Source organism: Pseudomonas sp. LBUM1646 (genome assembly GCF_059716165.1).
Genome location: NZ_CP166810.1, coordinates 3,184,016 through 3,208,533 on the forward strand (window position 1 = coordinate 3,184,016; position 24,518 = coordinate 3,208,533).

Here is a 24,518-nt window from a genome sequence, read left to right on the forward strand (position 1 = left end):
GCGGCTGAATATAAATGACTAACAACATGTATTTAATATGATGCGAGTAATATCCAGCGTCAAGACGCTTTTTTCGGGGCCGATGAAAGGGGCGATCACTCCTGCCAGTTTCTGACAGCAGCCTTTGCTAAGCTGCGGGATCTTCCCGGACTGAGCGTGCCGATCGTGTCGCGAACCACTCGTTTACTGACCTTGCTGCAAGTGTTGCGGGGTAAAAGCCGCCCGGCGACTGCCGCGACACTGGCCAGCGAACTGGAGATTTCCGAACGCACGCTGTACCGCGACATCGCCGAACTCACGGCCCTCGGCGCGCCGATCTATGGCGAGGCCGGGATCGGCTATGTGCTGCGCAGCGGCCTGTTTCTGCCGCCATTGATGCTCAACGCCGACGAAACCGAAGCCATCGTGCTCGGTTTACGTTATGTCGATCAGCGCGGGGATGAGGTCTTGAGCAAAGCCGCGGCGGATGCGCTGGCGAAGATTGCCGCGGTGTTGGCGCCCGAGGCGTTGGAGGCGTTACACAACCCGACGGTGTTGCCCGGCCCGTCAGGTTATGGCTTTGCACAAAATGCCGTGCCATTGAATGTATTTCGCCAGGCCATTCGCAATCAGGCCAAGCTTCATATCGATTACGCTGATGCCAATCAGGTGCCGACGCAGCGCCTGATCTGGCCTTTGGCGCTAGGGTTTCTCAACGAAGTGCGGATCATCGTCGCCTGGTGCGAACTGCGCAGCGCCTATCGGACCTTTCGCACCGACCGGATTTCGGCGGCGAGCGAGCAGGGCGAGCGTTATCCCGGCCGACGCAGCGACCTGTTGCGCACTTGGCGCAAGCAGATGCAACTGGATGAAGCCGGGCGCTTCACTCCTGACAAGAACTGACACAGCAGTGCCTTAACATGGCTCCAGAATCAAACAACAAGGAGCCTTCAACATGTCTAGTCCAGCCTCTTCACTGGCGCCAGCCATCGCCGCTTACATCGCTGCCGCCAATGCCCGTGACACCTCGCGGGTCGCCAGTTTCTTCGCCGAAGATGCCAATGTCTTCGATGAAGGCGAGCATCAGGTCGGCCCCCAGGCCATCGCCCAATGGATGCAAGACACCGCCCAGCGTTACCAGCCACGGGTCGAGGTGCTCGACGTGCAGTTGCGCACTGGCAAGGTGCTGGTGCACAACCTGATTTCCGGGACGTTTCCGGGTAGCCCGCTGGAGTTGCGCTACACGTTTCGTTTGAACGAGCAGGGCAAGATTGCCCGGTTGGACATTTCGTTGTAGCCATCCTCGATTACGACGGCTGCGCCGCCGGACGCAGCCTCGCTGGAGCTCGACAGCCAGCTGCTACAGGCGCCAAACCTCGACCGCTTCGCGATCGAACGCAGCCTTCGGCAGCTGCTACATAACGGTCGTATACTGCGCGCCATGAATATCGACTCCCCCCTTAGCGCCTGGCAATACGCCGTTGAGCAAAAGGGCTTCGTCCAGGACGAAGCCCAGGAACATGCCGTCTGGGCCCTGCAAAAGTGTCACGAAGCCCTGCATGAAGGACGCCAGCCGATCACCGGCGTTTACCTGTGGGGCCCGGTCGGTCGGGGCAAGACCTGGTTGATGGACCAGTTCTACGAAAGCCTGCGGGTGCCGGCCCGGCGTCAGCATTTCCACCATTTCATGGGCTGGGTGCATCAGCGTTCTTTCCAGCTGACCGGCACGGCCGACCCGCTCAAAGCCCTGGCCCGCGAATTGGCCCAGGAAGTCCGGGTGCTGTGTTTCGATGAGCTGTTCGTCAACGACATCGGCGACGCAATCATTCTCGGTCGTTTGTTTCAGGTGATGTTCGAAGAAGGCGTGGTGGTGGTGAGTACCTCCAACCAGCCGCCGGCTCAGTTGTATGCCGATGGCTTCAACCGCGACCGTTTTACCCCGGCCATCGAAGCGATCAAGCAGCACATGCAGGTGATTGCGGTGGACGGCGGCGAAGATCATCGCCTGCACCCTGGCGCGGCGTTGCAGCGCTATTGGGTGGGGGCGCTCGATCTGCCCAGCGGGTTGGCCGAAGCGTTCAAGGCCCTGACGGTCGGGCAGTCGGTGTCCAGTGATCCGATCCAGGTCGGCTACCGCAACGTCCACGTGGTGCAGGCCAGCGCCACGGTGTTGTGGTGTCGTTACGCCGATCTCTGCGAGCAACCGTTTGCCGCCATGGACTTCATGGCCCTGTGCGACACCTTCAGCGCTATTCTGCTGAGTGAAGTGCCCAACCTCAGCGCGCAAAAGCGCGAAGGGCGCATCGCCAGAGGCACGGAGGACGGCGTGGAGCGGGTGGTGGCCGGCGACCGTGAGTTGCCACAATTGTCGGTGCACGACGATGGCGTTCGGCGTTTCATCGCCCTGGTGGATGAATGCTACGACCGCAAGGTGCCGCTGTACCTCGAAGCCCAGGTGCCGATGGACGCCTTGTACACCGAGGGTTATCTGGAATTCCCGTTCCGCCGCACCCTCAGTCGTTTGCAGGAAATGCAGCTGCAACGGTTTGCCGAAGTTTGAACACGGGAGGCGCGACGATGACTCAACCCCTGTCTCACCATTTGCTGACCATGGCCTACCAGAATGCCTGGGCCAACCACCGACTGGCCAAGGCCTGGGGCCAGTTGAGTGCGGCGGAGCTGACGGCGGCGCGGGTCAGTTTCTTCCCCAGTCTCTGCGCCACCCTTAATCACATCCTGACCTGTGACTGGTTCTATGTGGACGCCCTTGAGCGCGAGTTGCGCGGTGATGTGCCGCATCCCGATTGCTACGTGTTTTTCAACGACGAGCAGCCGTTTACCGTCGGCGCCGACCTCCAGCGCGAGCAGGCTCATGTAGACCGTCGGCTGATCGCTTATTGCGAGCAATTGCGTGACGCCGACCTTGGGCGGCTGGTGACCATCGCCCGTGACACGCCGCAACACGACAGCCGTTTGCGCATGCTCTCGCATGTGTTCGAGCACCAGATTCATCATCGTGGGCAGGTGCATGGGATGCTCAGTGGCACCGCTGTCAAACCGCCACAATTGGATGAGTTTTTCTGTGCTGGGGAAGCGGGGTTGCGGGCGGGGGATTTTGCTGAATTGGGGTGGACTGAAGAGTTGATTTGGGGGCATTAGGATCAAAAGATTTCAGCCTTCGCCAGCGCCTACAAGGTTGCGATCTTTTGATCTTGATCCACTCCAGCACCCGCGCTAATGTCCGCGGCCAATTTGATGTGTGTGATCGAGGGTGGAAATGGAATCCGCAGAAATACTTGTCCTTCAAGCCAGCTACACCAACCCGGTGCATGCTGAAGCCATTTGTCTGGTGTTGAACCACTACGCCAAAGACCCGATGGGTGGTGGTGAGCCGCTGGCGGCCGACGTGCTGCAACAACTGCCGGCGGAACTGGCCAAGCGTCCTTATGCGTTCAGCGTTATCGCGTTCGTCGGCGGTGAACCGGCGGGGCTGGTCAATTGCTTTGAAGGGTTTTCGACCTTTGCCTGCCGGCCATTGGTCAATGTGCACGATGTGTCGGTGGTGGCGAAGTTTCGCGGTTTGGGGTTGAGTCAGAAGATGCTGCAAAAGGTTGAAGAAATCGCCCGCCAACGCGGCTGCTGCAAGATCACCCTCGAAGTCCTGGAAGGCAATGCCGTGGCCCAGGCGTCCTATGCCAAGTTCGGGTTTGCCGCCGGCATGTTCGACCCGGCCCATGGCCGCATGCTGTTCTGGACCAAGGCGCTGTAAATCGCAGGCATAAAAAAGGGCGTCCATCAGGACGCCCAAGTGTCAGCTCTGGCGACGGAGCAGGGGCCGCCAGAGGTCGATTGGTTTTACGGTCTGTAGGATTCGGTCACTTGTGCGGTTTGATCATCCGGAACCCGGAGTTCGCCACTTTGGCGATGATCGGTCTGGCTTTGCGCGGAGGGGACCGGGAAGTGGTCCCAGTGATGCTTCATCCGTTCCGCGCCGCCTTCGGCAAACGCGCTGGTGGAACCGACGATGAGCAGACCGGCGAGGATCAGGCTGACTCGTTTCATGATGTATCTCCCACTAAGAATGACGGGGTGCCTTTCATCCGTGATTCAAGGGCGTGGGCGCAGTATTGGCAGACCTCATTAAATCGGGGTTAACACCGATCAAAACGCGGGAGCCAAGTCGCTCCCACGGTAGATTGCGGGGGTGGCTCAGAGTTTCCAGTCAAGGCTGAGCGTCACGGTTCGCGGGTCGCCCCAGAACACGCCGTTATAAAAACCGACGTTGTCGTAATACTTTTTGTCGAGCAGGTTATCGACGTTCAGCGAGGCCGACAGGTGCTTGTCGAACTCGTAGCGCGACATCAGCTTGACCACGGTGTAGGCCTCCTGGCGGATCTTCGCGCGCTCGGTGATCAACTCCCCCTCGGCATCGCGTCCGACCGGTCGATTGGAGTTGCCCCAGATATCGCTCTGCCAATTCACCGCGCCGCCCACGGTCAGCGCATGCCAATCGCCGGGCAGGCGATAGGCCGTGGACAGGCGGAACATGTTCAACGGTTCACTGGTATTCGCCCGTTGCTTGTCGCCGTTGGCCGCGTGGGTGTAGGTATAGCCAGCGGTCATGTTCCAGTCAGTCATGACTTCGCCGGAGACTTCTACTTCGAAGCCCTGGACCTTTTGCCCCTTGCCCCCGGATTTGTAGAATTCCTCGCCCGTCACCGGGTCTGGCCGCACCGAGTCATCCACTTCGGCGGCGTTGTCCTGCTTGCTCCAGAACAGCGCCGTGGCGACGTTCAGGCGTTCTTCGAGCAGGCTGCCCTTGAGGCCCAGTTCATAGTTGCTGCCGACCACCGGTTCCAGGTATTTGCGGTTGGCGTCGCGATTTTCCTGAGGTTTGAAGATGTCGGTGTAGCTGACGTAAACGGTGTACTCGGGCGTCAGGTCGTAGAGCAACCCGGCGTACGGCGTCCAGATATCGCGGTGTTCCTGGGCGGTGCTCTCGACGCCGGTCAGTTGCAGGTTGTCATCGAAGGAGTAGCGGTTATCCGTGCTTTTCCAGCTGCCGTAACGGCTGCCGAGCACTGCGTGAAATTGCTCGGTCAGGTTGAGGCGGGTGGCCAGGTAACCAGCCTTCTGCCGGGTGCTGTCCGAGGCGCCGGTGCGGCCGGTGACAGTGTCGGGAAACTTGGCGATACCGCCCATGTATTTCCAGTCAGGAATGTTGCCGTACCCTGCAGGCACATCGCCCGCCACGGTGTAAGGCGACCTGGAGCTGCGTTCGGCTTCGCCATAGCCAAACATCAGTTCGTGCTCACGCCCGAACAGTGCGTAAGGCCCGGCCACGTTGAAGTCATAGGTTTTCATCTTCTGCGTGCCGAGCATATGGCTACTGTAAGCGCTCATGCCGCTGCGATCATCATTCGGGAAACCACCACCGCCGTAGTAGACCTTGCCGTCGGTATCGCTCTCGCGGTGGGTGTAGGCCGCCTTGAGGTGCCAGCCGCCGCCCAGTTGCTGGTCGAGGTTGGCGAAGGCGGTCTTGTCCTTCAGTGGCCAGGAACTCCACGAGGTCGCCATGTGGGTGGAGCGCCCGAGGTTGGCCTTGCCACCGGACGAATTCCAGTACGGCACCGTGCCCCAAGACGTGCCCTGGACCTGTTTGTCCTGATAGTCATAACCCACTGCCAGCACGGTATCGTCGGTGAGATCGGCTTCAAGCACGCCGTAACCGACTTCCCGTTGCATCTGGTAATGGTCGCGGAACGATTGGCTGTCGCGATAGGCCAGCACGCTGCGCCCGCGCAAACGGCCATCGAATGCCAATGGGCCGCCGACATCCACGTAACTGTAGTAATCGTCATAGCTGCCGCCACTGACGCCGGTCTGGGCTTGCCATTGCGCGGTCGGCCGCTTGCGCACCATGTTGATGGTGGCTGACGGGTCGCCCGCGCCGGTGGTCAATCCGGTGGCGCCGCGAACCACTTCGATGCGGTCGTAGATGATGGTGTCGGAGTCGGACTTCATCCGCCCGAAGGTATTGAGCATCCCATCGATCTGGAAGTTGTTGATCTCGTAGCCACGGGACGAATAGCTGACCCGGTCCGAGTCATTGTGCTGGACCACTACGCCAGTGGTCTGGCTCATCGCTTCGGAGAGCGTACCGAGCTTGAAGTCATCCATTTGCTGGCGAGTGACCACGGACACCGATTGCGGGGTTTCCTTGATCGACAGGTTCAGGCGGGTCGCGGTGCTCATGGCGCCGGTGGTGTAGGACTCGGTGTGTTCGGTGGTGCTGCCCAATCCTTCGGCTGTCACGTTGGTCGCGGTGAGCTCCAGCGCGCTGGCGGCCGGTTCCTTGTCGGGCTCGGTGTCGGCCAGCAAATCGGGGCTCAGGGCTGCACTGCACAGCCCGAGGGTCAAGGTCATGGAACGGGTAATAGGCGCGAACATCGCGGCCGACTCCTTGTCTTCGAGGGAAAAATTCCGTTTGCTCAAAGACGAAGGGGAGCGGCGAGATTTAGCGTTAAACGAGAATAATTGTTATCTCCGGATGTTTCAACGCGCAAAAAAATGTGGGAGCGAGCCTGCTCGCGATGGCGGCGTGACAGTCAACTTTGATGTTGAATCTGATGGCCTCATCGCGAGCAAGCTCGCTCCCACAGGGGATTGCGGGGTTACTGCTTGACCACTGCCGGTACTTCCGTCACTGCAGCCTTGGGTTTCATCAGGCTGAAGTCGATCAGCGGGCGCACCTGACGCTCATACGGGTTGCCGATCAAAAGCGGCCGCGGCTTGAAGCTGTCGCTGACCAGGCTTTTACTGTGGTCCAGCTCATCGAAGCTCAGCCCGGCCAGGTCCGCCCAGGTGTGGATCAACTGTGAGCTGCTGTAGGGACGGCTCAGGTCGGCGGCAAAATTCCAGTCGTGGGTTTCACGCCATTTTGGCGAGGCCCAGGCCATGAACGGAATGGTGTACATCGGTGCCGTCGGCTTGTTCTCGTTACGCCCCAGGGTGTTGTGGCCCGGGGAGTCGAACACGTCTTCACCGTGGTCGGAGAGGTACAGCAGAAAGCCGTTCGGATCGACCTTGGCGTAGTCCTTGATCAGGCTCGACACCACGAAGTCGTTGTACAGCACCGCGTTGTCATAGCTGTTGTAGGTCGGCACTTCGGCGTCGCGTACACCGGCCGGAACCCCGGTGCGATCCTTGAACTTGTCGAAGGTTTGCGGGTAACGGTACTGGTAGCTCATGTGCGTGCCGAGCAAATGCACGACGATCAACTTGTGCGCAGCCGGATCACCCAATGCCTTGTTGAACGGCTCGATCACGTCGCCATCGTACTGGGCGGCGTTCTGGTTGCGGTTGTTGTTCAGGTACACCTGCTCGTCGGCCTGCTCGGAGAACGTGGTGAGCATGGTGTTGCGCTTGGTCATGGTCTGCTGGTTGGTGATCCAGAAGGTCTTGTAGCCCGCCTGTTTCATCATGCTGACCAGCGACGGAGTCGACAGGTACAGGTCCGGGTTCTCTTCGTCGGCGAAGGTCAGCACCTGCTGCAGCGCCTCGATGGTGTAGGGGCGCGGGGTGATGACGTTATTGAAGACCGCCAGTTGATCCTTGAGTTTGTCCAGTTCCGGGGTGGTTTCCCGGTTGTAGCCGTACAGGCTCATGCGCTGACGGTTGGTGGACTCGCCGATCACCAGCACTAGGGTCGACGGTTGGTCGGCCATGGTGTTCTTGAGGTTTTTCAGCGGCGCAATCTTGCTCGCATTGTCGAGCATGTCTTGCATGCCGGCCAGGGTGTCGAGGTAACGGTGATAAGCCACGGCCATCTGCCAAGGCACGGCCGGCTCGATCCGGGTTTCGAACTTCTCGAAGCCGCCGGCAAAACTGCCGGTACGCGCGGTTTGCTTGATCAGCGGATAACCGACCACGGCCACCAGAATCGCGGTTGCAGCGACCAGCGCGCGGCCACGGGGCATGTACACCGGGCGCAAGCGAGTCCAGAGGAAGTAGGCGAACGCCGTGTGGGCGAGGAACGCGAACACCATCCACCAGGCAAAGTACTGGGTCATGTACTCGCCGGCTTCAGAGATGTTCGACTCGAACATGATGAAGATGACGCTCTGGGAAAATTCCTGCTGATAGATGAAGAAATAGCCCAGGCTGGCCATCGAACAGGCCCAAAGCACGACGCCGATCAGCGCGGCCAGCAGGCGGGTACGTTTGGGAAACAGCAGCATCGGCGCCAGCCAGATGGCGCTCATCACAAAGGCTTGGCGAAACCCGGTGAAACCGGACGTACCGGTCAACTGGATCAGTAGCTGGGTGATGCCGGAAAAGTACCAGAAGAAGACAAATAGCCAGAGAAATCCGGCCCAATCGAAACCTGTCGCAGACGTTTTGCTGCGTTTGAACACTGCCATTCAGAACTCCCACCGGCATCAGCAAGCCACCGGCGTCATCAAACGAACCCACGAGACACCACTGTCCGAGAACCGAACAGCCACAAGGATCGGGAGTATCGCTAGCTGAATGTGAAAACTTTGTGAGTTTCGTTCAGGGGGGCGACAGGTAACAAGTCACCTTTTGGGAGAAGACATGTGTGAGGGAGCAAGCTCCCTCGCCACAGAATCAGGCGTTCAGCGCGGGCATCGCTTGCCCGGACAGCTGAGCCTGTTGCTGCAACAATTGCCGGAGCTGGGCCACCTGGTTCTTCAAGGTGTCACGCTCGTCTTTCAATTGGCGCAGTTCATCACGACGAATCGTGACGTAGAGAGTTTGTGGGGGACGTGCGGTAACGATTGTGTCCATTGCTCACCTCGCAAATGGCCTGCATCAACTGTGATTGTGTCGTTCTTGCGAGCGACACCTTCACTATCGGCGCCGATTTTGATTTCTTTTGCCTGGGAATGGAACTTTTTTATTTTTCATGGTCGGTGTGTCTTCAACATGATTCCCGACGTTATCAGTCTGGATCGGGCACAATGCCCGGAAACTTCATCCCGCCGCTCTGGACTAACCCACATTAGTCGCGTTGGGCTATAACCTTTGACACACATTTTTTGTAGTAAGGAGCATCAGCACATGCAACTCGGGATTATTGGACTGGGCCGCATGGGCGGTAATATTGCGCGGCGCCTGATGCTCAACGGGCATACCACCGTTGTTTACGACCGCAATACCGCCTTCGTCGAGAACCTGGCAAAAGAAGGCTCCACCGGCGTCGCCGACCTGCCGGCCCTGGTCGCAGGCCTGGCCAAACCGCGTGCGATCTGGGTCATGCTGCCGGCCGGCGCACCGACCGAAGACACCATCGAAACACTGAGCAACCTGCTTGAAGCCGGTGACACCATCATCGACGGCGGCAACACGTTCTATAAAGATGACATTCGCCGGGCGAAAACCCTGGCGGAGAAAGGCCTGCACTACATCGACGTCGGCACCTCCGGCGGCGTCTGGGGCCTGGAGCGCGGTTACTGCATGATGATCGGTGGCGACGCCGACACCGTCACACGCCTCGACCCGCTGTTCGAAAGCCTGGCCCCGGGCCTGGGTGACATCCCGCGCACCAAGGACCGCAAGTCCGACGACGATCGTGCCGAGCGCGGCTACATCCACGCCGGCCCTGCGGGTTCGGGGCACTTCGTGAAGATGATTCACAACGGTATCGAGTACGGCATGATGCAGGCCTTCGCTGAAGGCTTCGACATCCTCAAGACCAAATCCAGCGAAATCCTGCCGGAAGACCAGCGCTTCGACCTCAACGTCGGTGACATCGCCGAAGTCTGGCGCCGTGGCAGCGTGGTGTCCTCGTGGCTGCTCGACCTGACCGCCGATGCACTGGCCAGCGATCCGAAGCTGGAAGGCTATTCGGGTGAAGTGGCCGACAGCGGTGAAGGCCGCTGGACCATCGAAGCCGCCATGGAGCAAGCGGTGCCGGTACCGGTGCTGTCGAACTCGCTGTTCTCGCGCTACCGTTCGCGTGGCCAAGGCACCTTTGGCGACAAAATCCTCTCGGCCCAGCGTTTTGGCTTCGGCGGCCACGTGGAGACTCCGAAAAAATGACTAATACGATCCGCAGGAAATCCAAGGCAGAACCCGCACCACCGACCACGCTGTTCCTGTTCGGTGCCCATGGTGACCTGGTCAAGCGTCTGTTGATGCCGGCCCTGTACAACCTCAGTCGCGACGGCCTGCTGGGCGATGGACTGCGGATCATCGGCGTTGACCACAACGCCATCAGCGATGAAGCCTTCGCGCAAAAGCTCGAAGACTTCATTCGCACCGAAGCGGCGGGCAAGGTCGGCAAGGGCGATCAGCTACTTGATCCGGTCTTGTGGGCCAAGCTCGCCAAAGGCATCAGCTACGTCCAGGGCGACTTCCTGGACGACAGCACTTATCAAGCCCTGGCGGCGAAAATCGCCGACAGCGGCACTGGCAATGCGGTGTTCTACCTGGCCACCGCGCCGCGTTTCTTCAGTGAAGTGGTGCGCCGTCTCGGCAGTGCCGGTTTGCTGGAAGAAACGCCCGAAGCTTTTAGAAGGGTGGTGATCGAAAAACCGTTCGGCTCCGACCTGCAAACCGCTGAAGCCTTGAACGCCTGCTTGCTCAAGGTCATGTCGGAGAAGCAGATCTACCGGATCGACCATTACCTGGGCAAGGAAACCGTGCAGAACATTCTGGTCAGCCGGTTCTCCAACAGCCTGTTCGAAGCGTTCTGGAACAACCATTACATCGACCACGTGCAAATCACCGCCGCCGAAACCGTCGGTGTGGAAACCCGTGGCAGTTTTTACGAACACACCGGCGCCTTGCGGGACATGGTGCCCAATCACCTGTTCCAGTTGCTGGCGATGGTCGCCATGGAACCGCCGGCTGCGTTTGGCGCCGATGCGGTGCGTGGCGAGAAAGCCAAGGTGGTCGGCGCGATTCGGCCCTGGTCTGTCGAGGATGCACGAGCCAACTCGGTGCGCGGCCAGTACGCGGCCGGTGAAGTCGATGGCAAGCCGCTGGCCGGTTACCGCCAGGAAGGCAACGTCGCGCCTGACAGCAACACCGAAACCTATGTTGCGCTGAAAGTGATGATCGACAACTGGCGCTGGGTCGGCGTGCCGTTCTACCTGCGCACCGGCAAGCGCATGAGTGTGCGCGACACCGAGATTGTCATCTGCTTCAAACCGGCGCCGTACGCGCAGTTCCGCGACACCGAGGTCGAGGAGTTGCAGCCGACTTACCTGCGGATTCAGATCCAGCCTAACGAAGGCATGTGGTTCGACCTGCTGGCCAAGCGGCCGGGCCCGGCGCTGAAGATGGCCAATATCGAGCTGGGGTTCGCCTACAAGGACTTCTTCGAGATGCAGCCGTCCACCGGCTACGAAACCCTGATCTACGATTGCCTGACTGGCGATCAGACGCTGTTCCAGCGCGCCGACAACATCGAGAACGGCTGGCGCGCCGTGCAGCCGTTCCTCGACGCCTGGCAGCAGGACCCGAGCGTGCAGAGCTACCCGGCCGGTGAAGATGGCCCACAAGCCGCCGAGGACCTGCTGGCCCGCGATGGCCGCGTCTGGCACAGCCTCGGATGAGTGACGCCGCGCAACATCCCATCCGTTTTCTGCTCAGCGACATGGACGGCACCTTGCTGCTGCCCGATCACAGCCTGAGCCAGCGCACCATCGAAGCGGTCGGCGCGCTGCGTGAGGCCGGCGTGTTCTTCAGCCTGGCCACCGGCCGGCCACCGAAAGCCATGCTGCAACAGATCGAAGCCCTGGGCGTCGATCTGCCGACCGCGGCCTTCAATGGCGGCACCCTCGTCAATCCGGATGGCAGCATTCTGGTTGCGCATTATTTGCCCGCCACCGCGGCGCTGACGGCGCTGGCGCTGTTTGCCGATCGGCCGGACATTGAAATCTGGGTGTTCAGTGGTGGTGATTGGTTGCTCAAAGATCCGAACGGCCCGATGGTCCCGCGCGAACAGCACGGTCTGGGCTATCCGCCGGTGGTGGTCGAGAGTTTTGAGCCGTACCTGGAGCGGATCGACAAGATCGTCGCCACCAGCAACAACACCCAGTTGTTGATCGAGCTGGAAGCGCTGTTGCTGCCCAAGGTTGAAGGCCAGGCCCAGGTCTCCCGCTCACAGCCGATTTACCTGGACGTGACGGCGATGCAAGCCAACAAAGGTGATGCGCTGGCGACACTGGCCGAGTACCTCGGTGTGCCGCTGGAGCAAACCGCCGCACTGGGCGACGGCGGCAATGACCCGGCGATGTTCCATCGTGCCGGGCTGTCGATTGCCATGGGCCAAGCGGAAGAGGCGGTGAAGCGTCAGGCTGACGTCGTGACAGGCGCTAACACCGAAGACGGTGCGGCGCAGGCGATCGAGCAGTACATCCTCAAACGCTGAGTCCCTGTCCCCCGTACTGATCGTCCCCACGCTCTGCGTGGGAATGCAGCCCGGGACGCTCCGCATCCCATTGGAACGCTCCGCGTCCCTTGAGGCATTCCCACGCGAGCGTGGGAACGATCAGCGCGGTGTTACAACCAGAAACTCACCGCATACCAGCCCAAAACCCCCATCACCACGGTGTACGGCAACGCCATCCACACCATCCGCCCGTAAGACAAACGAATCAGCGGTGCAATCGCCGACGTCAGTAAAAACAGAAACGCCGCCTGGCCATTGGGTGTCGCCACGCTCGGCAGGTTGGTGCCGGTGTTGATGGCAATCGCCAGCGTCTCGAAATGCTCGCGGCTCATGTGGCCGGAGATGAACGCCTGTTTCACTTCGGTGATGTAAATCGTCGCGACAAACACGTTATCGCTGATGGCCGACAACAATCCGTTGGCGATAAACAGCATGCCCGGCTGTTGCTCCACCGGCAGGGCCAGCACCCACTGAATCAGCGGTGTGAACAGTTGCTGATCGTGAATCACCGCCACCACCGCGAAGAACACCACCAGCAGCGCCGTGAACGGCATGGCGTCTTTAAACGCGTTGCCGATGCGATGCTCGTCGGTGATGCCGGTGAACGCGGTAATCAGCACGATCACCATCAAGCCGATCAGCCCGACTTCGGCGATGTGAAACGCCAGCCCGGCAATCAGGATCAACGCCGCCACGCCTTGCACCAGCAATGCTGCGCGCTGGCGCGAGGTGCGTTCGGCGTTGTCTTCGGCGGCATAGTTGGCCAGCACCGCGCGTACGTTATCCGGCAACAGCGTGCCGTAACCGAACCAGCGCAGTTTCTCCAGCAGCACGCAAGTCACCAGGCCTGCGGCCAACACAGGCAGGGAAACCGGGGCGACCTTCAGGAAGAACTCGGCAAAATGCCAACCCATCTCGTGGCCGATCAACAGATTCTGCGGCTCACCGACCAGCGTGCACACACCGCCCAATGCTGTGCCCACGGCGCCATGCATCAGCAGGCTGCGTAGAAAAGCGCGGAACTGCTCGAGATCTTGGTGATGAAGTTTGGGCAGCGCCTTATCGTCGCTGAAAGCGCTGTCCTGCCGCGGATCGTTGCCTGACGCGACGCGGTGATACACCGAATAGAAACCCACCGCTGCGCTAATGATCACTGCGGTAACGGTCAAGGCATCGAGAAACGCCGACAGGAACGCCGACAGAAAACAGAACATCAACGCCAGCAACGCCTTGGAGCGCACCCCAAGCAACAGCCGCGAAAACAGAAAAAGCAGCAGGTCTTTCATGAAGTAGATGCCGGCCACCATGAACATCAGCAGCAGGATCACCGGGAAGTTGTGCACCAACTCGTCATACAGCGCCTGGGGCGTGGTCATCTTCAGCAGCAGCGCTTCGATCAGCAGCAAGCCGCCGGGCATCAGCGGATAACACTTGAGCGCCATGGCCAGGGTGAAGATGAACTCCAGGACCAGCAGCCAGCCGGCGGCTTTCGGTCCGACCGTCCACAACACCAGGGCGTTGAGTATCAGGAAACCAACAATGCTGGCTTTGTACCAGCGGGGAGAGTGCCCGAGAAAATTATGCGCGAACGCCTGGGCCATCGAACCGGACATTGGCTACTCCTTGTATTAAGAAGCGCGCAACTTGCCGCAAGGGGAAGGGAAGATCAAGGGTCGCCGCATACTAGGCGAGGTATCGCGCCACCACCGCGCGGTAATTGCCGTCCAGTGAATAACCGCCGACGACGATTCTGCCGTTGTCATGCACCGCCAGGGAGGTGGCGGTGTCCAGACTGCGGCCCAGACGCGTCCGAACCCAGCCGATGCCATTGGCAAAGCTGCGATCCAGATGCCCTTGTGGCAGATAGCGCGCCAGGATGAAATCGGCTTCGATACCGCCGATCGTGGCCCCGACGGCCAGCAAGCTGCCATCCGGTTGAACCTGGGCGGCGGTCCATTGGCAGCCACTGTGGCCGATTTCCAGGCGTTGCGGCTGTCCGCCGTTGCAATGATTATCCGGGCGGCCGTTGCTGTGTACTTTCAGTGACAGGCAGTGCATCGGGTCGCGGCTGCTACCAAAGCAGTGCAAGTCGCCATTGGCCTGCTGGACGATCTGGCTGACCTGCGCGCTGCGTCCCTGCGCCTTGAAGGTCATAAAGCCATCCAAGGCGAAGGTGTCGTCCCGCGTGCCGTCGGCGTGGTAGCGCGCGAGCAATCCTTCTTCGGGGAAATTGATCGCGCCGCCGGCCAGGATTCGCCCGTCCCGTTGCACCATCAGGCTGTTGAGCCAGGTATTCATCATCAGATGCCTGACCACGACGAAACCGCGGTCGTTGAAATTGCTATCCAGTGTGCCGTCGACGTTAAGACGAATCAGCAGGCCGACGTGATCGGCCAGTTCGAAATGATGATTGGCCAGCAGCAGGATTCGACCGTCATCCTGCACGCAGATATCGCAGGCCTCGGCGCCTGGCACACCGGGTGGCAACCAGTCGTCACGCAAACCCAGAGACAGATCGCCCGGTAACCGCACCACCAGGCGGCCATTGTCGCCAAAGCTTCGAACCGGTTGGCCATTGGGGTCGAACAGCGCCAGCGCGGGTAAGGTGCGATGCGCGTTTTCGTAGTGCAAACCAGCTAACAGAATGGAGCCGCAGGGCAGGACGCGAACCTTGCTGCCCATGGCCTCGAAACCCAGTGCGAATTGGCTGATCAGGCTGCCCTGATTACCAAAGCCCAGATCCGCCGAGCCATCCTCCAGCAGACGGGCCAGGCCGAAGCGGCTGCCGCCATGGGTGCCGACTTTGGCCGCGACCAGCAGACGGTCATCCGCGTCGATGGCGATACCGTTGGCCATGCTTGAGGAACTGCCAGCGAAATACACTTGGGTTTTACCGGCGGCAGCAAAATCCGGATCGAGATGTCCGGCTTGATTCAAGGTGGCAGGGCGGGCGAAAGCGGTCTGGGTTGGCATGCACGCATCTCCTTGCCAGTCGACCTGATCCCGGTGGCCGGGAGGGTGACTGCGCGTGCAAAACATTCAATCCCTGAATGGCTGGACGCACAACTGTCATAACTAACAAGCGGAGGGTCGCTTTGTGCCAGAACAGTGTCTTTTGGAACCACCGATTAGCTGGCCAAGTTCCTTAAAGCAAAAAATCGCAGCTTTCGGCAGCGCCTACATTGGAATTCGGATCCCTGTAGGCGCTGCCGAAGGTTGCGATCTTTTGATCTTTAATTAATGCGGCATGGACCACGACTGTAGCGTGTAGCCATCTTCGCTCAACGCTTTACGAGCCTGTTCCAGCAAAAGTTCAAGTTGTACCGGGTCGGAATAAGCGCTGCATGGGATCTGCGCGCGGCCGACGCGGTTATTGGTGCGATCGATGACACTCAGGCTGAGTTCGCCGTTGCCTTCTTGTGGAGCCCAGGCCACGCATTGAAATGGTTCGAATGCGTGTTTGGCAATCAAAAGAGCTTCGTTGATACGGAGCGGGGCGGTCATGGGATCTTCTCTCTGTATGCCCAATCAAGTGATCTGCCGTCGGTTGGGCTTACCGTTCGGCTGGTTACTTGTACTGATGCCCTCAGTAGGGGGTTGGGTCACACACAATCCAAAGAAAATTCAACTTTCTTTCATATACTCAATGTTCAGGCAGAGTTTGAAAGCGGAATGAAAGGTTCAAGTCGTTAGGCAACTAACAAAACACCTTCTTATAACTAATTAGTTAAGGCTCCTATAGTCAAACGATACAAGCCCCTGTCAAATTCTTGCTAATGTTACAGCCAGGTCCGCCAAATGACTGTTTTTAATAATATTTCCTTAAATTTGGCGCCAAGGAACAGTCATGATCGAAGCGCCTGCCTTACGACGTCTGTTAGTGGTTGATCCTTGCGACGATTGCCATCGTCTTTTGCCAGGTTTGCGTTCTGTGGGGTGGGATGTTGACAGCTGTACGCTGGAAAACGCCGCCGACCGAACCTGCGATGTTGGCCTTTTGCGATTACAGCCTTTCCACCTGGAACGTCCCGAAGCCGTCAAGGAACTGATCAGCCGCAGTGGCACCGAATGGATCGCCGTGCTCAACCAGGAAGTCCTGCGATTGCAGAACGTCGGGGACTTTGTGTGCGAATGGTTTTTCGACTTCCATACGTTGCCGTTCGATGTGTCCCGGGTCCAGGTGACTCTGGGGCGGGCGTTCGGCATGGCGCGGCTGCGCGGGCAAGGCACGATTCATATCGATCAGCCGGAACACGAGTTGCTCGGTGACAGCAAGCCGATCCGCGAACTGCGCAAGCTGCTGAGCAAACTGGCGCCCACCGAGTCGCCGGTGTTGATCCGTGGTGAAAGCGGCACCGGCAAGGAGTTGGTCGCCCGCACCCTGCACCGACAATCCCAGCGCCACAGCAAACCCTTTGTGGCGATCAACTGCGGCGCGATTCCCGAACATCTGATCCAGTCCGAATTGTTTGGCCACGAGAAAGGCGCCTTCACCGGCGCGCACCAGCGCAAGGTCGGGCGGATCGAAGCGGCGAACGGCGGCACTCTGTTTCTCGATGAGATCGGTGACCTGCCGCTGGAGTTGCAAGCCAATTTGCTGCGCTTCCTACAGGAAAAACACATCGAGCATGTCGGCGGCAGCCAGCAGATTCCGGTGGATGTGCGGGTATTGGCGGCGACGCACGTCGACCTTGAGGCGGCCATCGAGAAAAAACGCTTTCGCGAAGATTTGTACTACCGCCTCAACGTTCTGCAAGTCGTCACCGCGCCACTGCGTGAGCGCCATGGTGACTTATCGATGCTGGCCAATCACTTTGCCCACTTCTACAGCCATGAAACCGGTCGCCGCCCGCGCAGTTTCAGCGAAGACGCGCTGATCGCCATGGGCAAGCATGACTGGCCGGGCAATGTTCGCGAGCTGGCCAACCGGGTGCGTCGCGGGTTGGTACTGGCCGAAGGCCGGCAGATCGAAGCGCGAGACCTGGGGCTGATCAGCCAGCAGACCATTGCCGCGCCGATGGGCACGCTGGAAGACTACAAGACCCGCGCTGAACGCCAGGCCTTGTGCGATGTACTTAACCGCCATAGCGATAATTTGAGCATCGCCGCCAAGGTGCTGGGGATATCCAGGCCCACGTTCTACCGTTTGTTGCACAAGCATCAGATTCGTTAGAAAGATCAAAAGATCGCAGCCTCGTTTCACTCGTAGGCGCGTAGGCGCTGTCGAGTGAAACGAGGCTGCGATCTTTTAATGATCCACACAAAAAAAGCCCCGTTGCGATTGAAGTCGCAGCGGGGCTTTACTGTTGCGGATCAGAAGTAGTACGGGAATTTCAGGCTGAAGGAAAAGTCAGGTGAGTCGTCGGTCAGGCCAATGGCCAGGTTGGGCACGATCGTCAGGTTATCCGTAGCGGCCAGGGTCATGCCAATGTTGAAGTTGGCCGAGTTGTAATCGCTGTTGGAGATCGATTGCCAATCGCCACCGTCTGGCTTGATCTTGCTCTTGCGGGCGAACTGATCGGTGAATGAGAACGACATACTCATCTTCTCGTTCAAGGCGAATGCAATGCCGGCGCCGACCTGCCAGGAATCACCCAGTTTCACATCCCCTTTGACCTTGGAGCCGACCTGAGGGCTGATGTCGCTGAAAGAGTCTTGCATGTTGTAGGTGTAGGACAAGGTGCCGAACAGTACGGCCGGGTCGAAAGTCTTGACCAGCGAAATACCCGGGGTGATCGACCAGATACCATTACCGGTAGGCAAGTCCTCGGGCACCGCGAGGTTGTCGTTGGTCGGGTCTTCGACCAGCTTGATGCCGTAAGGGTCCTTACCGGTCGGTGCCTTGACGCGCAGTGTAGCGACCGCGTCGGGCCAGTTGGCCGACTCATCCAGAAACTTGTACGCAACGCCGACGTTCACATCGCCGATGGTTGGGTCCCGGGTAACGGTTGCGTCCGACGTCACCGGGCCTGCGCCACCGGCGCCACCGGAAGAATACGTTGACTCGCGATAAACCACGGGGACGTTAATGTCGAATTGCCAACGTTGTGCCACGTTGTAGCGGGCGGTCAGGTCCAGGGTCCAGTTGTCGGCCTTGATGCGGTCGAGGTTGATGTTGCCGAGAAAAATCGAGTCCAGTGCCAGGAAGCCGTTGAGCGTTAATGCACGGGTATCGTAGTGCGTGTAGGTCACGCCGGTTTCGAGGCTGAACTTGCCGCCACCGAAGAAGCCGCTGGCTTCGTCATACAGGTTGGAGACGCTTTGCGCAGGCTCCGAATCATCCTTGAGCGATTGGCCGTATGAACTGCCGGTGGTTCCGGGTGCCCCGGCGGCCACCGTCTGGCCACCCTTGACCGTTTCGGCGGGGGATTTTGTCAGGCGTTTGGGAGCTGGTGTCGCAGGTGCTTCTTCTACTTGGCGAACACGTTGCTCGAGTACCATCAGCGCGTTCTGTTGTGCTTCGTAACGCTGTTTCAACTCCGTGAGTTCTTGTTTTAGTGCTTCGACCTGAGGGTCCGGTGCTGCGTATAGCAGTGTCGCCGGGGTCAGGCTACTCAAACAGACCATAGCTCTGAACGTTAACGATCGGTGCATGGGTAAGCCGTCCCTTCTGATGAAATCTGATGAGACTGAGCGTAGATCAGAATCCGATAGTGCGAAGACCTTTGAGCTGGTCCAGATTGCCGCTCACGGAGCCGGCTGTCGGCACGTTGTCACGCAGCACGACATTGAAGGATGTGAGGTTGCGGACCTGGTTGCTATTGCCGAGCAACGTCGTGTTCTGCATCAGTCCACCCTGGGCCAGGCGTTGTACGGTGCTGCCCTGGTTGTTGTTAGCCACGATGTTGAGTTGCACCCCCGTACTGGTCGAGGAAACGCTGAGCGAGCCCGCACCATTGTTGCCGACCAGCGTCGAGCCTGCGGTCAATGCCTGGCCCTGTGGTTGCGTTGCGGGGGCCTGGTCGACTTGGCTAGCCTTTGCGACGTTGATATCAACATTGTTGTAGGCCGTGTTGTTGTCGCCGGCAGCGCGCACGACTTGAGTGACGCCTTCGGTGGTGTTGAGACCGTTGCCGCCAGTGACGGTGCCTGTACCTGTGACTGCGCCGGAGCCTTGCGAACGCGTTGAGCCAGTAGGTTTTTCGTCGATCATCGACACATAGAACTGCGGCTTGATGGTCGATTGCTGGATTTTCATCGAGGAAGTCGCCCCGATCATGTCACCGTTGGCATTTTGCCAAGTGCTGGTCATGACAATGCCGAAACTGACAATCCGTCCCGGCATGACATAGCGGCCTCGCAGAGTCGCCAGTTCCTGATCCTTCAGTTCGATGGGTTTGAACGTCTGTGCCTGGGTCGGCAGACTGGCGGCCAGGCAAACCATGGCCAGCCAGATTGGAGTCTTCATTGGATGCTCCCGGAGCTTCATGCTCCTTATCATTAGAAGAAGTCGCTTTGGATGAATCCGAAATCCATTAACTCTGCGTCTTGCACCGGGCTGAAGGCGTTTATGCGGCTCTTGGCGGTCAGCGGCAAGGGTGGGTCGAGCAGCGCATTGGTTTTGTCGTAGCCCTTGCCGATGATGGCAAAGATGATGCCGTTCCAGCCTTTGACAAAATCGTCGACTTTGTAACGTTTATGGCCGAGTACCGGATCTCCGATATATACCCAGCCGTTATGGATTTTTTGCATGACCACAAAATGTTTGTAGCCACGGATATCCATGAGTACCACCACCGGAATTCTGATATCGCTCAACGTTTCCGGCGCTACCCGGTAACCACGGGCCCGCATGCCGATGCTTTCCACGTAACGCTTCATGTCGAGCATGGAGAAGCCCTGGACACGGACAAGATCTTGATCGGAGTGCGCCAGCATGCCTTCGATGATTTGTTCTTCATTCACGTCCAGCCAATAGGCCTGGCGCAAGATGGTCGCCAGCGCAGCTGCGCCGCAACTGAAGTCGGTTTTCTGTTGCACCAGATCGGCAAATTTACGCTCGCGAACGCTCTGGATTGGCTTATACACAACCGCGCCGCCCGGCAGGACGGAAAGCGGCATTTGTGCAGCCTCGATCACGCTGGCCACGCAAAGCAAAAATGCCAAGGCGATAATGCGCATGATGGGGCGCCCTCTGGTTATGTTGAAAAAGGCCCCCGTCAGGGGGCCTCCAGAGACAGCCATCAGAACGATTGGTTGGAAATGGCCAGCGAGTTGCTTTGTTGGTTACCCACACCAGCAGCTACGTTGACGCCCAGGTTGCCACTGCCGCCATTCACCGAACCGCTCAGGGTTGCAGTGTTGGTTACAGGGTTGGCCCAGCCAGTTGGAGTCAGCACTTGATAGGAGTAGGTGTTGCTCAAATCATAAGAGCTGCTTTCACTGTAGCTTTTCGCTTTGTCGTACGCAGACTCGGACGATTTACTGCCCGATTTTTCGTACGAGGAGTCAGACGACTTCGAGTACGATTTATCGTACGATTTTTCGAACGACGAATCGCGCGATCTGTCGTACGAGGAATCGCGCGATTTGTCGTACGAGGAGTCGTGCGATTTGTCATACGATTTGTCTATCGATACATCAAGCGTTGCGTCGAGCGATGCGTTAAGCGATGCGTCGGAAGACCTGCTGCGGGTGCGGTCGCCCCAGCCATTATTGACGGTAGTGGAGCTGGAAGCCGCCGCAGCAGCGTCCAACGTAGCGCTCAAGGAAGCACTCAAAGAAGCGCTCGAAGAACCGCTTGCACTACTGCTGTTAGAGCCGCTCGCATTACTGCTGTTAGAGCCGCTCGCATTGCTGCTGTTAGAACCGCTTATATCAACGCTTTTTGAACCGCTGGCGTTATAGCTTTTGGAACCGGCAGCGTCCCAACTCGAAGAAGCGCTTTTACTTCCGCTCGCCTCAAACGACTTATCTTTAGAGAAACTACCGCTGGCCGAGTTGGTAACGGTGATCGTATCCACACGATACGTCCGATCGGCGTTGTTGTTCACCGTCAGCCCAGGACCTTGTTGATCGGCGGAGGCGGTGGCGATTGCGTTACCGAGTGGAGCACTGGTGTTGGCAATTGCCATGGTGTTTTTCTGTTGGTTAAGGTCGCCGCCAGCAATGTTGATGCCCATGTTGCCGCTGCCGCTGTTACCCGATCCGCTCATCACGGCTGAGGATGTGCTGCCGTAGTTGTCGACACGGTTGTTGTTGCTGTATTGCTTGACGCTGGCGGTGGCGGAGGCAGTGCCGAACACGAAGCTGTTATCGAGACTGGAGTCTGAAGCAGCGTTTGCGATGGCGGCGGCGTTGTCTTGTTGGTTGCCGTTACCGGCAGCCACGTTGACGCCGACGTTGCCGCTGGTGCCTGTAGCAGAGCTTGTCATCTCGGCTTCGTTGACTGTCCCTTCATTACGGATGCGGTTGCCAGTACTGCTCTGGTTATCCCAGGCATTGGCAGTCGCGTAAACAGGGATCTTTGTTGGAGGAGGAGTGTGTTGACCGCCGTTATTATGGCCGCCGTTGTGGTGGCCATTATTACGATCGTTTTGCCCAGCTTGTACAGCAACAGCCATGACCGCAGCAATTGCGAAAACCAGAGGCTTGATTGCCATCGAAGGTTTCATGGTGATTCTCCGTACTTGTTTTAGGTTAAGTGTTGTTTTTACCTGTTTTGGGTCAATCCGCGACCCGTACGCTCACGGTGTTGGCCGTTCGGTTTCCCACCCCGGCGCTCTGATTCAACTGGATTACCCCACGGCTACCGGTGAAGGCCTGGTCGCTGGTAGCTACCTGGCGATAGCCTTGTGCAGAGTCAGTTGGATCGGAGTTGTTGATCAGCGCCACGTTCTGTTGCATGAGGACGCTGTCGTCGATAGTTTGCGGCTGTGTACTGATGCTTATCCGCAGGGCATTGGCCTGCTGATTGCTGGCGCCCGAGCTTTGGTTGACGCCAAGGACGCCGTTGCCGTGGCTGAAGGAGTCGCCTTGAATGCTGGATCGAGCATCGATGCGGGGGTCCACGTGGGAACGCAGCCGTTGGCGAATTTGTGTGGATGCACTGGCGTTGTTGCCGATGGCGATGGCCCGGGCGTTGGCCTGTTGCTGCTGGTCGCCCGCCGCCTGGTTGACTGAGAGGTTGCCTTGGTATTGCGTGCCCGAACCGTCGATGTAGGCGTTATTGATGACGGGAGGTTGGGCAAAGGTCGATGCACTGCAAAACATGGCGATAATCAGCAGCGAACGATTCATGCTAACGGTCTCCCGTTATGATTTTGAGAGCACCCAGGCCTTGCTGGACGTTCGAATTGACCATGTTGGCAATGCCGTTTCCCGAGTTTCCCGAACGTCCAGCGGGGAGGTTGGAAAGTTGGGTCTGGTTGCTGATATTGCCGCCCAGGTTGTTGGTGTTTTGAGTCACCAGTTGACTGATGCCTGCACCACTGGCGACACCGGCAAAGTCGCCGTCGCTCAACTCGCTCGTTTGATTGAGGATTTGTTTGGACGGGTTGGCATTGACGGTCGTGGGGTTGGGGTCGGGGATCAGCGGCGGAATCGTTGCGTTGCGCGTTTGGACATCACGTTTGATAGTAATGATGCCGTTGTCAGCGTGGACAGGCAGGCAGACACTTGAGCCCAATGCGCATCCGATCAGCAGGAGGCTATAGATGTGTTTATCGAATTTCCCCACGGCGGCAATTCCTTCTGTGATGAAACGCCGGCCCTTATCAGCGTTGCGAGGAAGAGAGCAGAAGGTGTGCCGCTTTTTGTTTTTCTTTTAAAAACAGTGAGTTGACTTTAATTTTCGAGACAGTCAAAAAAATTCTGTAACGCCGCTGAGACAGAGCCACGCAAGTACGCCGTCAATGCGGGCGGCCTTGCTCGCTAGAGCGCTGAAAAGCAGGTTGTATCAGCGGCTTAACATTTTCGTTCTGAAGTGCACGGACCGCTTTAGCTCGCGGTTGTGCTCAGGAGGGGGTGTTTCAGGAATGGACACTTGCGGCAGGGCGGTCGCCCCCCCTGTCAGGCCTCGAGCAAGCGTGTCACAACCTCGAATGCCGCGTCCTTGCGTTGTTGCCAGTCACCTTGCAGTACCTGATATGGCTGGCGGTGCAGCTCAAGCCATTCGTGGCTGGCCTGGAAAAAAGCTTGGCGTTCTGCCAGTTGCGGTTGGCAACGCTGCCCGTCGTCATGCCAGGCTACGGTTTCAGGGCTCAGCAGCAAATGCAGGTCGTACTGCCGTGCCAGCAATGCTTGCTCGATCCAAGTCGGGCAAGCACCAAACAACGTGCGACTCCAAAGGATATTGCTCAAGAGGTGCGTATCGAGAATCAACAATGACGGTAGTTTGGCCCGTGCTTCATCTTCCCAGGCCAACTGGCCAAGAGCGATGCAAGTAATGTCATCGTAACGGGTCTCGCGGGCTTCGCTGTCGATAAAATGCCGAACGTACTCACCGACCAACAGGCCGCCAAAATGGGCCTGAATTTCACTCGAAAGCCAGCTTTTGCCGCTGGATTCCGGGCCTGTCAGCACCAACACTTTCATGTGTGCAACGCCGGATCAGCGCGCCATTCGCGCCAGCCTTGCACGGCGATCAGGGCGAACAAGCCGTAGAGAGTGGCGGTCAGGTACAGGCCTTTATAGATGAACAGGCTGACAAAGATCACATCGAGGACGATCCACAGCGGCCAGCATTGCACGCGTTTTTGCGCCATCCATAACTGCGCCACCAGGCTGAAACCGGTCAACGCAGCGTCGAGCCAGGGTTGCGCGGCATCGGTCCAATGGGCCATGGCAGCGCCCAGCAGCAAACTGCCGATGGCGCCCACAGCCAGCCCGAGCATGATCGAGCGGGCACCCAGTGCACTCACTTGCCGGCCGTCATGGGCAGCGCCGGCCCGGGTCCACTGCCACCAGCCATAGAGTTGCAGCGCGGCGTAGATCACCTGCAGCAACATGTCCGAATACAGCTTCACCTCGAAGAAGATCCAGCTGTAAAGCAGCACCATCACCAGTCCGATCGGCCAGCACCAGGGGTTCTGTTTGACCGTCAGCCAGACGGCGATCACGCCGAGGGCGGCAGCAAACAGTTCAAGCCCGGACATGGGGGTTCCTTGGGGAAGTC

The 24,518-nt window shown here is 58.7% G+C and carries 24 protein-coding genes; 9 read left to right on the top strand and 15 right to left on the bottom strand.

Going from position 1 to position 24,518, the window contains the following annotated elements; genetic code table 11:
* Positions 1 to 165: 165 nt before the first annotated feature.
* From ACA071_RS14755 to ACA071_RS14775, 5 genes are all read left to right on the top strand, one after another.
* Positions 166 to 882: a helix-turn-helix transcriptional regulator gene (locus tag ACA071_RS14755; protein WP_497645022.1), complete on the top strand. Its 717-nt coding sequence runs from the start codon at positions 166 to 168 to the stop codon at positions 880 to 882.
* A 52-nt stretch (positions 883 to 934) separates the two neighbouring features.
* On the top strand, positions 935 to 1,276 hold the full coding sequence (locus tag ACA071_RS14760; protein WP_497645023.1) for a nuclear transport factor 2 family protein: 342 nt from the start codon (positions 935 to 937) through the stop codon (positions 1,274 to 1,276).
* Positions 1,277 to 1,420: 144 nt separating this feature from the next.
* Complete coding sequence (gene zapE / locus ACA071_RS14765; protein WP_497645024.1) at positions 1,421 to 2,539, top strand: cell division protein ZapE; 1,119 nt, start codon at positions 1,421 to 1,423, stop codon at positions 2,537 to 2,539.
* A 17-nt stretch (positions 2,540 to 2,556) separates the two neighbouring features.
* Entirely contained in the window at positions 2,557 to 3,138 is a 582-nt protein-coding gene (locus tag ACA071_RS14770; protein ID WP_497645025.1) for a DinB family protein, read from the top strand.
* A gap of 118 nt (positions 3,139 to 3,256) precedes the next feature.
* Positions 3,257 to 3,748, top strand: a complete 492-nt coding sequence (locus ACA071_RS14775) for a GNAT family N-acetyltransferase (protein ID WP_497645026.1) — start codon at positions 3,257 to 3,259, stop codon at positions 3,746 to 3,748.
* Positions 3,749 to 3,834: 86 nt separating this feature from the next.
* Here ACA071_RS14775 and ACA071_RS14780 read toward each other — a convergent pair whose 3' ends face one another.
* The 4 genes from ACA071_RS14780 to ACA071_RS14795 form a co-directional block, all read right to left on the bottom strand.
* Positions 3,835 to 4,041, bottom strand: a complete 207-nt coding sequence (locus ACA071_RS14780) for a hypothetical protein (RefSeq protein ID WP_497645027.1) — start codon at positions 4,039 to 4,041, stop codon at positions 3,835 to 3,837.
* Positions 4,042 to 4,188: 147 nt separating this feature from the next.
* A complete protein-coding gene (locus ACA071_RS14785) occupies positions 4,189 to 6,429 on the bottom strand; it encodes a TonB-dependent siderophore receptor (protein ID WP_497645029.1) in 2,241 nt (746 codons plus the stop codon).
* A gap of 224 nt (positions 6,430 to 6,653) precedes the next feature.
* Positions 6,654 to 8,402, bottom strand: coding sequence for a phosphoethanolamine transferase CptA (locus tag ACA071_RS14790; protein ID WP_497645030.1), 1,749 nt, complete (start codon positions 8,400 to 8,402; stop codon positions 6,654 to 6,656).
* A gap of 208 nt (positions 8,403 to 8,610) precedes the next feature.
* Entirely contained in the window at positions 8,611 to 8,790 is a 180-nt protein-coding gene (locus tag ACA071_RS14795) for a DUF6026 family protein (RefSeq protein ID WP_497645031.1), read from the bottom strand.
* A 273-nt stretch (positions 8,791 to 9,063) separates the two neighbouring features.
* Between ACA071_RS14795 and gnd the strand changes: the two genes are divergently transcribed.
* Genes gnd through ACA071_RS14810 form a run of 3 tightly spaced genes read left to right on the top strand, consistent with a single transcriptional unit; the run spans position 9,064 to position 12,382 of the window.
* Positions 9,064 to 10,044, top strand: coding sequence for a phosphogluconate dehydrogenase (NAD(+)-dependent, decarboxylating) (gene gnd, locus ACA071_RS14800; protein ID WP_497645032.1), 981 nt, complete (start codon positions 9,064 to 9,066; stop codon positions 10,042 to 10,044).
* Positions 10,041 to 11,564: a glucose-6-phosphate dehydrogenase gene (zwf, locus tag ACA071_RS14805; RefSeq protein WP_497645033.1), complete on the top strand. Its 1,524-nt coding sequence runs from the start codon at positions 10,041 to 10,043 to the stop codon at positions 11,562 to 11,564. The genes gnd and zwf overlap by 4 nt, the downstream gene beginning before the upstream one ends.
* The gene (locus tag ACA071_RS14810) at positions 11,561 to 12,382 is read left to right on the top strand and encodes an HAD family hydrolase (RefSeq protein WP_497645034.1); all 822 of its coding nucleotides are present in this window, start codon (positions 11,561 to 11,563) and stop codon (positions 12,380 to 12,382) included. The genes zwf and ACA071_RS14810 overlap by 4 nt, the downstream gene beginning before the upstream one ends.
* 131 nt (positions 12,383 to 12,513) lie before the next feature.
* Here ACA071_RS14810 and nhaB read toward each other — a convergent pair whose 3' ends face one another.
* The 3 genes from nhaB to ACA071_RS14825 form a co-directional block, all read right to left on the bottom strand.
* Positions 12,514 to 14,016: a sodium/proton antiporter NhaB gene (gene nhaB, locus ACA071_RS14815; protein WP_497645035.1), complete on the bottom strand. Its 1,503-nt coding sequence runs from the start codon at positions 14,014 to 14,016 to the stop codon at positions 12,514 to 12,516.
* Positions 14,017 to 14,086: 70 nt separating this feature from the next.
* Complete coding sequence (locus ACA071_RS14820; RefSeq protein ID WP_497645036.1) at positions 14,087 to 15,376, bottom strand: NHL repeat-containing protein; 1,290 nt, start codon at positions 15,374 to 15,376, stop codon at positions 14,087 to 14,089.
* 264 nt (positions 15,377 to 15,640) lie between these two features.
* Complete coding sequence (locus ACA071_RS14825) at positions 15,641 to 15,907, bottom strand: hypothetical protein (protein WP_497645037.1); 267 nt, start codon at positions 15,905 to 15,907, stop codon at positions 15,641 to 15,643.
* Positions 15,908 to 16,250: 343 nt separating this feature from the next.
* Here ACA071_RS14825 and ACA071_RS14830 point away from each other — a divergent pair, with 343 nt between their 5' ends.
* Positions 16,251 to 17,576 (top strand): sigma-54 dependent transcriptional regulator, encoded by a 1,326-nt coding sequence (locus ACA071_RS14830; protein WP_497645038.1) that lies wholly within the window; start codon positions 16,251 to 16,253, stop codon positions 17,574 to 17,576.
* 140 nt (positions 17,577 to 17,716) lie between these two features.
* Here the strand turns inward: ACA071_RS14830 and fapF are convergent, their stop codons facing one another.
* The 8 genes from fapF to pnuC all read right to left on the bottom strand — a co-directional run bounded on the left by fapF (position 17,717) and on the right by pnuC (position 24,498).
* Positions 17,717 to 18,997, bottom strand: a complete 1,281-nt coding sequence (fapF, locus tag ACA071_RS14835; protein WP_497645039.1) for a fibril amyloid transporter FapF — start codon at positions 18,995 to 18,997, stop codon at positions 17,717 to 17,719.
* A gap of 46 nt (positions 18,998 to 19,043) precedes the next feature.
* Positions 19,044 to 19,811 carry a fibril amyloid subunit FapE gene (fapE, locus tag ACA071_RS14840; protein ID WP_497645040.1) on the bottom strand — a complete coding sequence of 256 codons (768 nt, stop codon included), beginning with the start codon at positions 19,809 to 19,811 and terminating at the stop codon, positions 19,044 to 19,046.
* Between the two features lie 32 nt (positions 19,812 to 19,843).
* On the bottom strand, positions 19,844 to 20,524 hold the full coding sequence (gene fapD / locus ACA071_RS14845; RefSeq protein ID WP_497645041.1) for a fibril amyloid maturation endopeptidase FapD: 681 nt from the start codon (positions 20,522 to 20,524) through the stop codon (positions 19,844 to 19,846).
* 62 nt (positions 20,525 to 20,586) lie between these two features.
* Positions 20,587 to 22,017 carry an amyloid-like fimbrin subunit FapC gene (fapC, locus tag ACA071_RS14850; protein ID WP_497645042.1) on the bottom strand — a complete coding sequence of 477 codons (1,431 nt, stop codon included), beginning with the start codon at positions 22,015 to 22,017 and terminating at the stop codon, positions 20,587 to 20,589.
* A 52-nt stretch (positions 22,018 to 22,069) separates the two neighbouring features.
* Positions 22,070 to 22,642 carry a fibril amyloid subunit FapB gene (gene fapB / locus ACA071_RS14855; protein WP_497645043.1) on the bottom strand — a complete coding sequence of 191 codons (573 nt, stop codon included), beginning with the start codon at positions 22,640 to 22,642 and terminating at the stop codon, positions 22,070 to 22,072.
* A gap of 1 nt (position 22,643) precedes the next feature.
* Complete coding sequence (gene fapA / locus ACA071_RS14860) at positions 22,644 to 23,081, bottom strand: functional amyloid chaperone FapA (protein WP_497645044.1); 438 nt, start codon at positions 23,079 to 23,081, stop codon at positions 22,644 to 22,646.
* Positions 23,082 to 23,413: 332 nt separating this feature from the next.
* Positions 23,414 to 23,938, bottom strand: coding sequence for an AAA family ATPase (locus ACA071_RS14865; RefSeq protein ID WP_497645045.1), 525 nt, complete (start codon positions 23,936 to 23,938; stop codon positions 23,414 to 23,416).
* Positions 23,935 to 24,498 (bottom strand): nicotinamide riboside transporter PnuC, encoded by a 564-nt coding sequence (pnuC, locus tag ACA071_RS14870; RefSeq protein WP_497645046.1) that lies wholly within the window; start codon positions 24,496 to 24,498, stop codon positions 23,935 to 23,937. Before pnuC ends, ACA071_RS14865 begins: the two co-directional genes overlap by 4 nt.
* Positions 24,499 to 24,518 lie beyond the last annotated feature (20 nt).

Excerpts from the sequence above, each read along its gene's own strand:
- ACA071_RS14825 (WP_497645037.1), bottom strand. The coding sequence starts at position 15,907 with ATGACCGCCCCGCTCCGTATCAACGAAGCTCTTTTGATTGCCAAACAC.
- fapE (WP_497645040.1), bottom strand. The coding sequence starts at position 19,811 with ATGAAGACTCCAATCTGGCTGGCCATGGTTTGCCTGGCCGCCAGTCTG.
- ACA071_RS14830 (WP_497645038.1), top strand. The coding sequence starts at position 16,251 with ATGATCGAAGCGCCTGCCTTACGACGTCTGTTAGTGGTTGATCCTTGC.
- ACA071_RS14795 (WP_497645031.1), bottom strand. The coding sequence starts at position 8,790 with ATGGACACAATCGTTACCGCACGTCCCCCACAAACTCTCTACGTCACG.
- fapC (WP_497645042.1), bottom strand. The coding sequence starts at position 22,017 with ATGAAACCTTCGATGGCAATCAAGCCTCTGGTTTTCGCAATTGCTGCG.
- ACA071_RS14785 (WP_497645029.1), bottom strand. The coding sequence starts at position 6,429 with ATGTTCGCGCCTATTACCCGTTCCATGACCTTGACCCTCGGGCTGTGC.
- fapF (WP_497645039.1), bottom strand. The coding sequence starts at position 18,997 with ATGCACCGATCGTTAACGTTCAGAGCTATGGTCTGTTTGAGTAGCCTG.
- ACA071_RS14810 (WP_497645034.1), top strand. The coding sequence starts at position 11,561 with ATGAGTGACGCCGCGCAACATCCCATCCGTTTTCTGCTCAGCGACATG.
- ACA071_RS14780 (WP_497645027.1), bottom strand. The coding sequence starts at position 4,041 with ATGAAACGAGTCAGCCTGATCCTCGCCGGTCTGCTCATCGTCGGTTCC.
- fapB (WP_497645043.1), bottom strand. The coding sequence starts at position 22,642 with ATGAATCGTTCGCTGCTGATTATCGCCATGTTTTGCAGTGCATCGACC.
- ACA071_RS14790 (WP_497645030.1), bottom strand. The coding sequence starts at position 8,402 with ATGGCAGTGTTCAAACGCAGCAAAACGTCTGCGACAGGTTTCGATTGG.
- ACA071_RS14820 (WP_497645036.1), bottom strand. The coding sequence starts at position 15,376 with ATGCCAACCCAGACCGCTTTCGCCCGCCCTGCCACCTTGAATCAAGCC.
- fapD (WP_497645041.1), bottom strand. The coding sequence starts at position 20,524 with ATGCGCATTATCGCCTTGGCATTTTTGCTTTGCGTGGCCAGCGTGATC.
- pnuC (WP_497645046.1), bottom strand. The coding sequence starts at position 24,498 with ATGTCCGGGCTTGAACTGTTTGCTGCCGCCCTCGGCGTGATCGCCGTC.
- ACA071_RS14865 (WP_497645045.1), bottom strand. The coding sequence starts at position 23,938 with ATGAAAGTGTTGGTGCTGACAGGCCCGGAATCCAGCGGCAAAAGCTGG.
- ACA071_RS14775 (WP_497645026.1), top strand. The coding sequence starts at position 3,257 with ATGGAATCCGCAGAAATACTTGTCCTTCAAGCCAGCTACACCAACCCG.
- nhaB (WP_497645035.1), bottom strand. The coding sequence starts at position 14,016 with ATGTCCGGTTCGATGGCCCAGGCGTTCGCGCATAATTTTCTCGGGCAC.
- zwf (WP_497645033.1), top strand. The coding sequence starts at position 10,041 with ATGACTAATACGATCCGCAGGAAATCCAAGGCAGAACCCGCACCACCG.
- gnd (WP_497645032.1), top strand. The coding sequence starts at position 9,064 with ATGCAACTCGGGATTATTGGACTGGGCCGCATGGGCGGTAATATTGCG.
- ACA071_RS14770 (WP_497645025.1), top strand. The coding sequence starts at position 2,557 with ATGACTCAACCCCTGTCTCACCATTTGCTGACCATGGCCTACCAGAAT.
- ACA071_RS14760 (WP_497645023.1), top strand. The coding sequence starts at position 935 with ATGTCTAGTCCAGCCTCTTCACTGGCGCCAGCCATCGCCGCTTACATC.
- zapE (WP_497645024.1), top strand. The coding sequence starts at position 1,421 with ATGAATATCGACTCCCCCCTTAGCGCCTGGCAATACGCCGTTGAGCAA.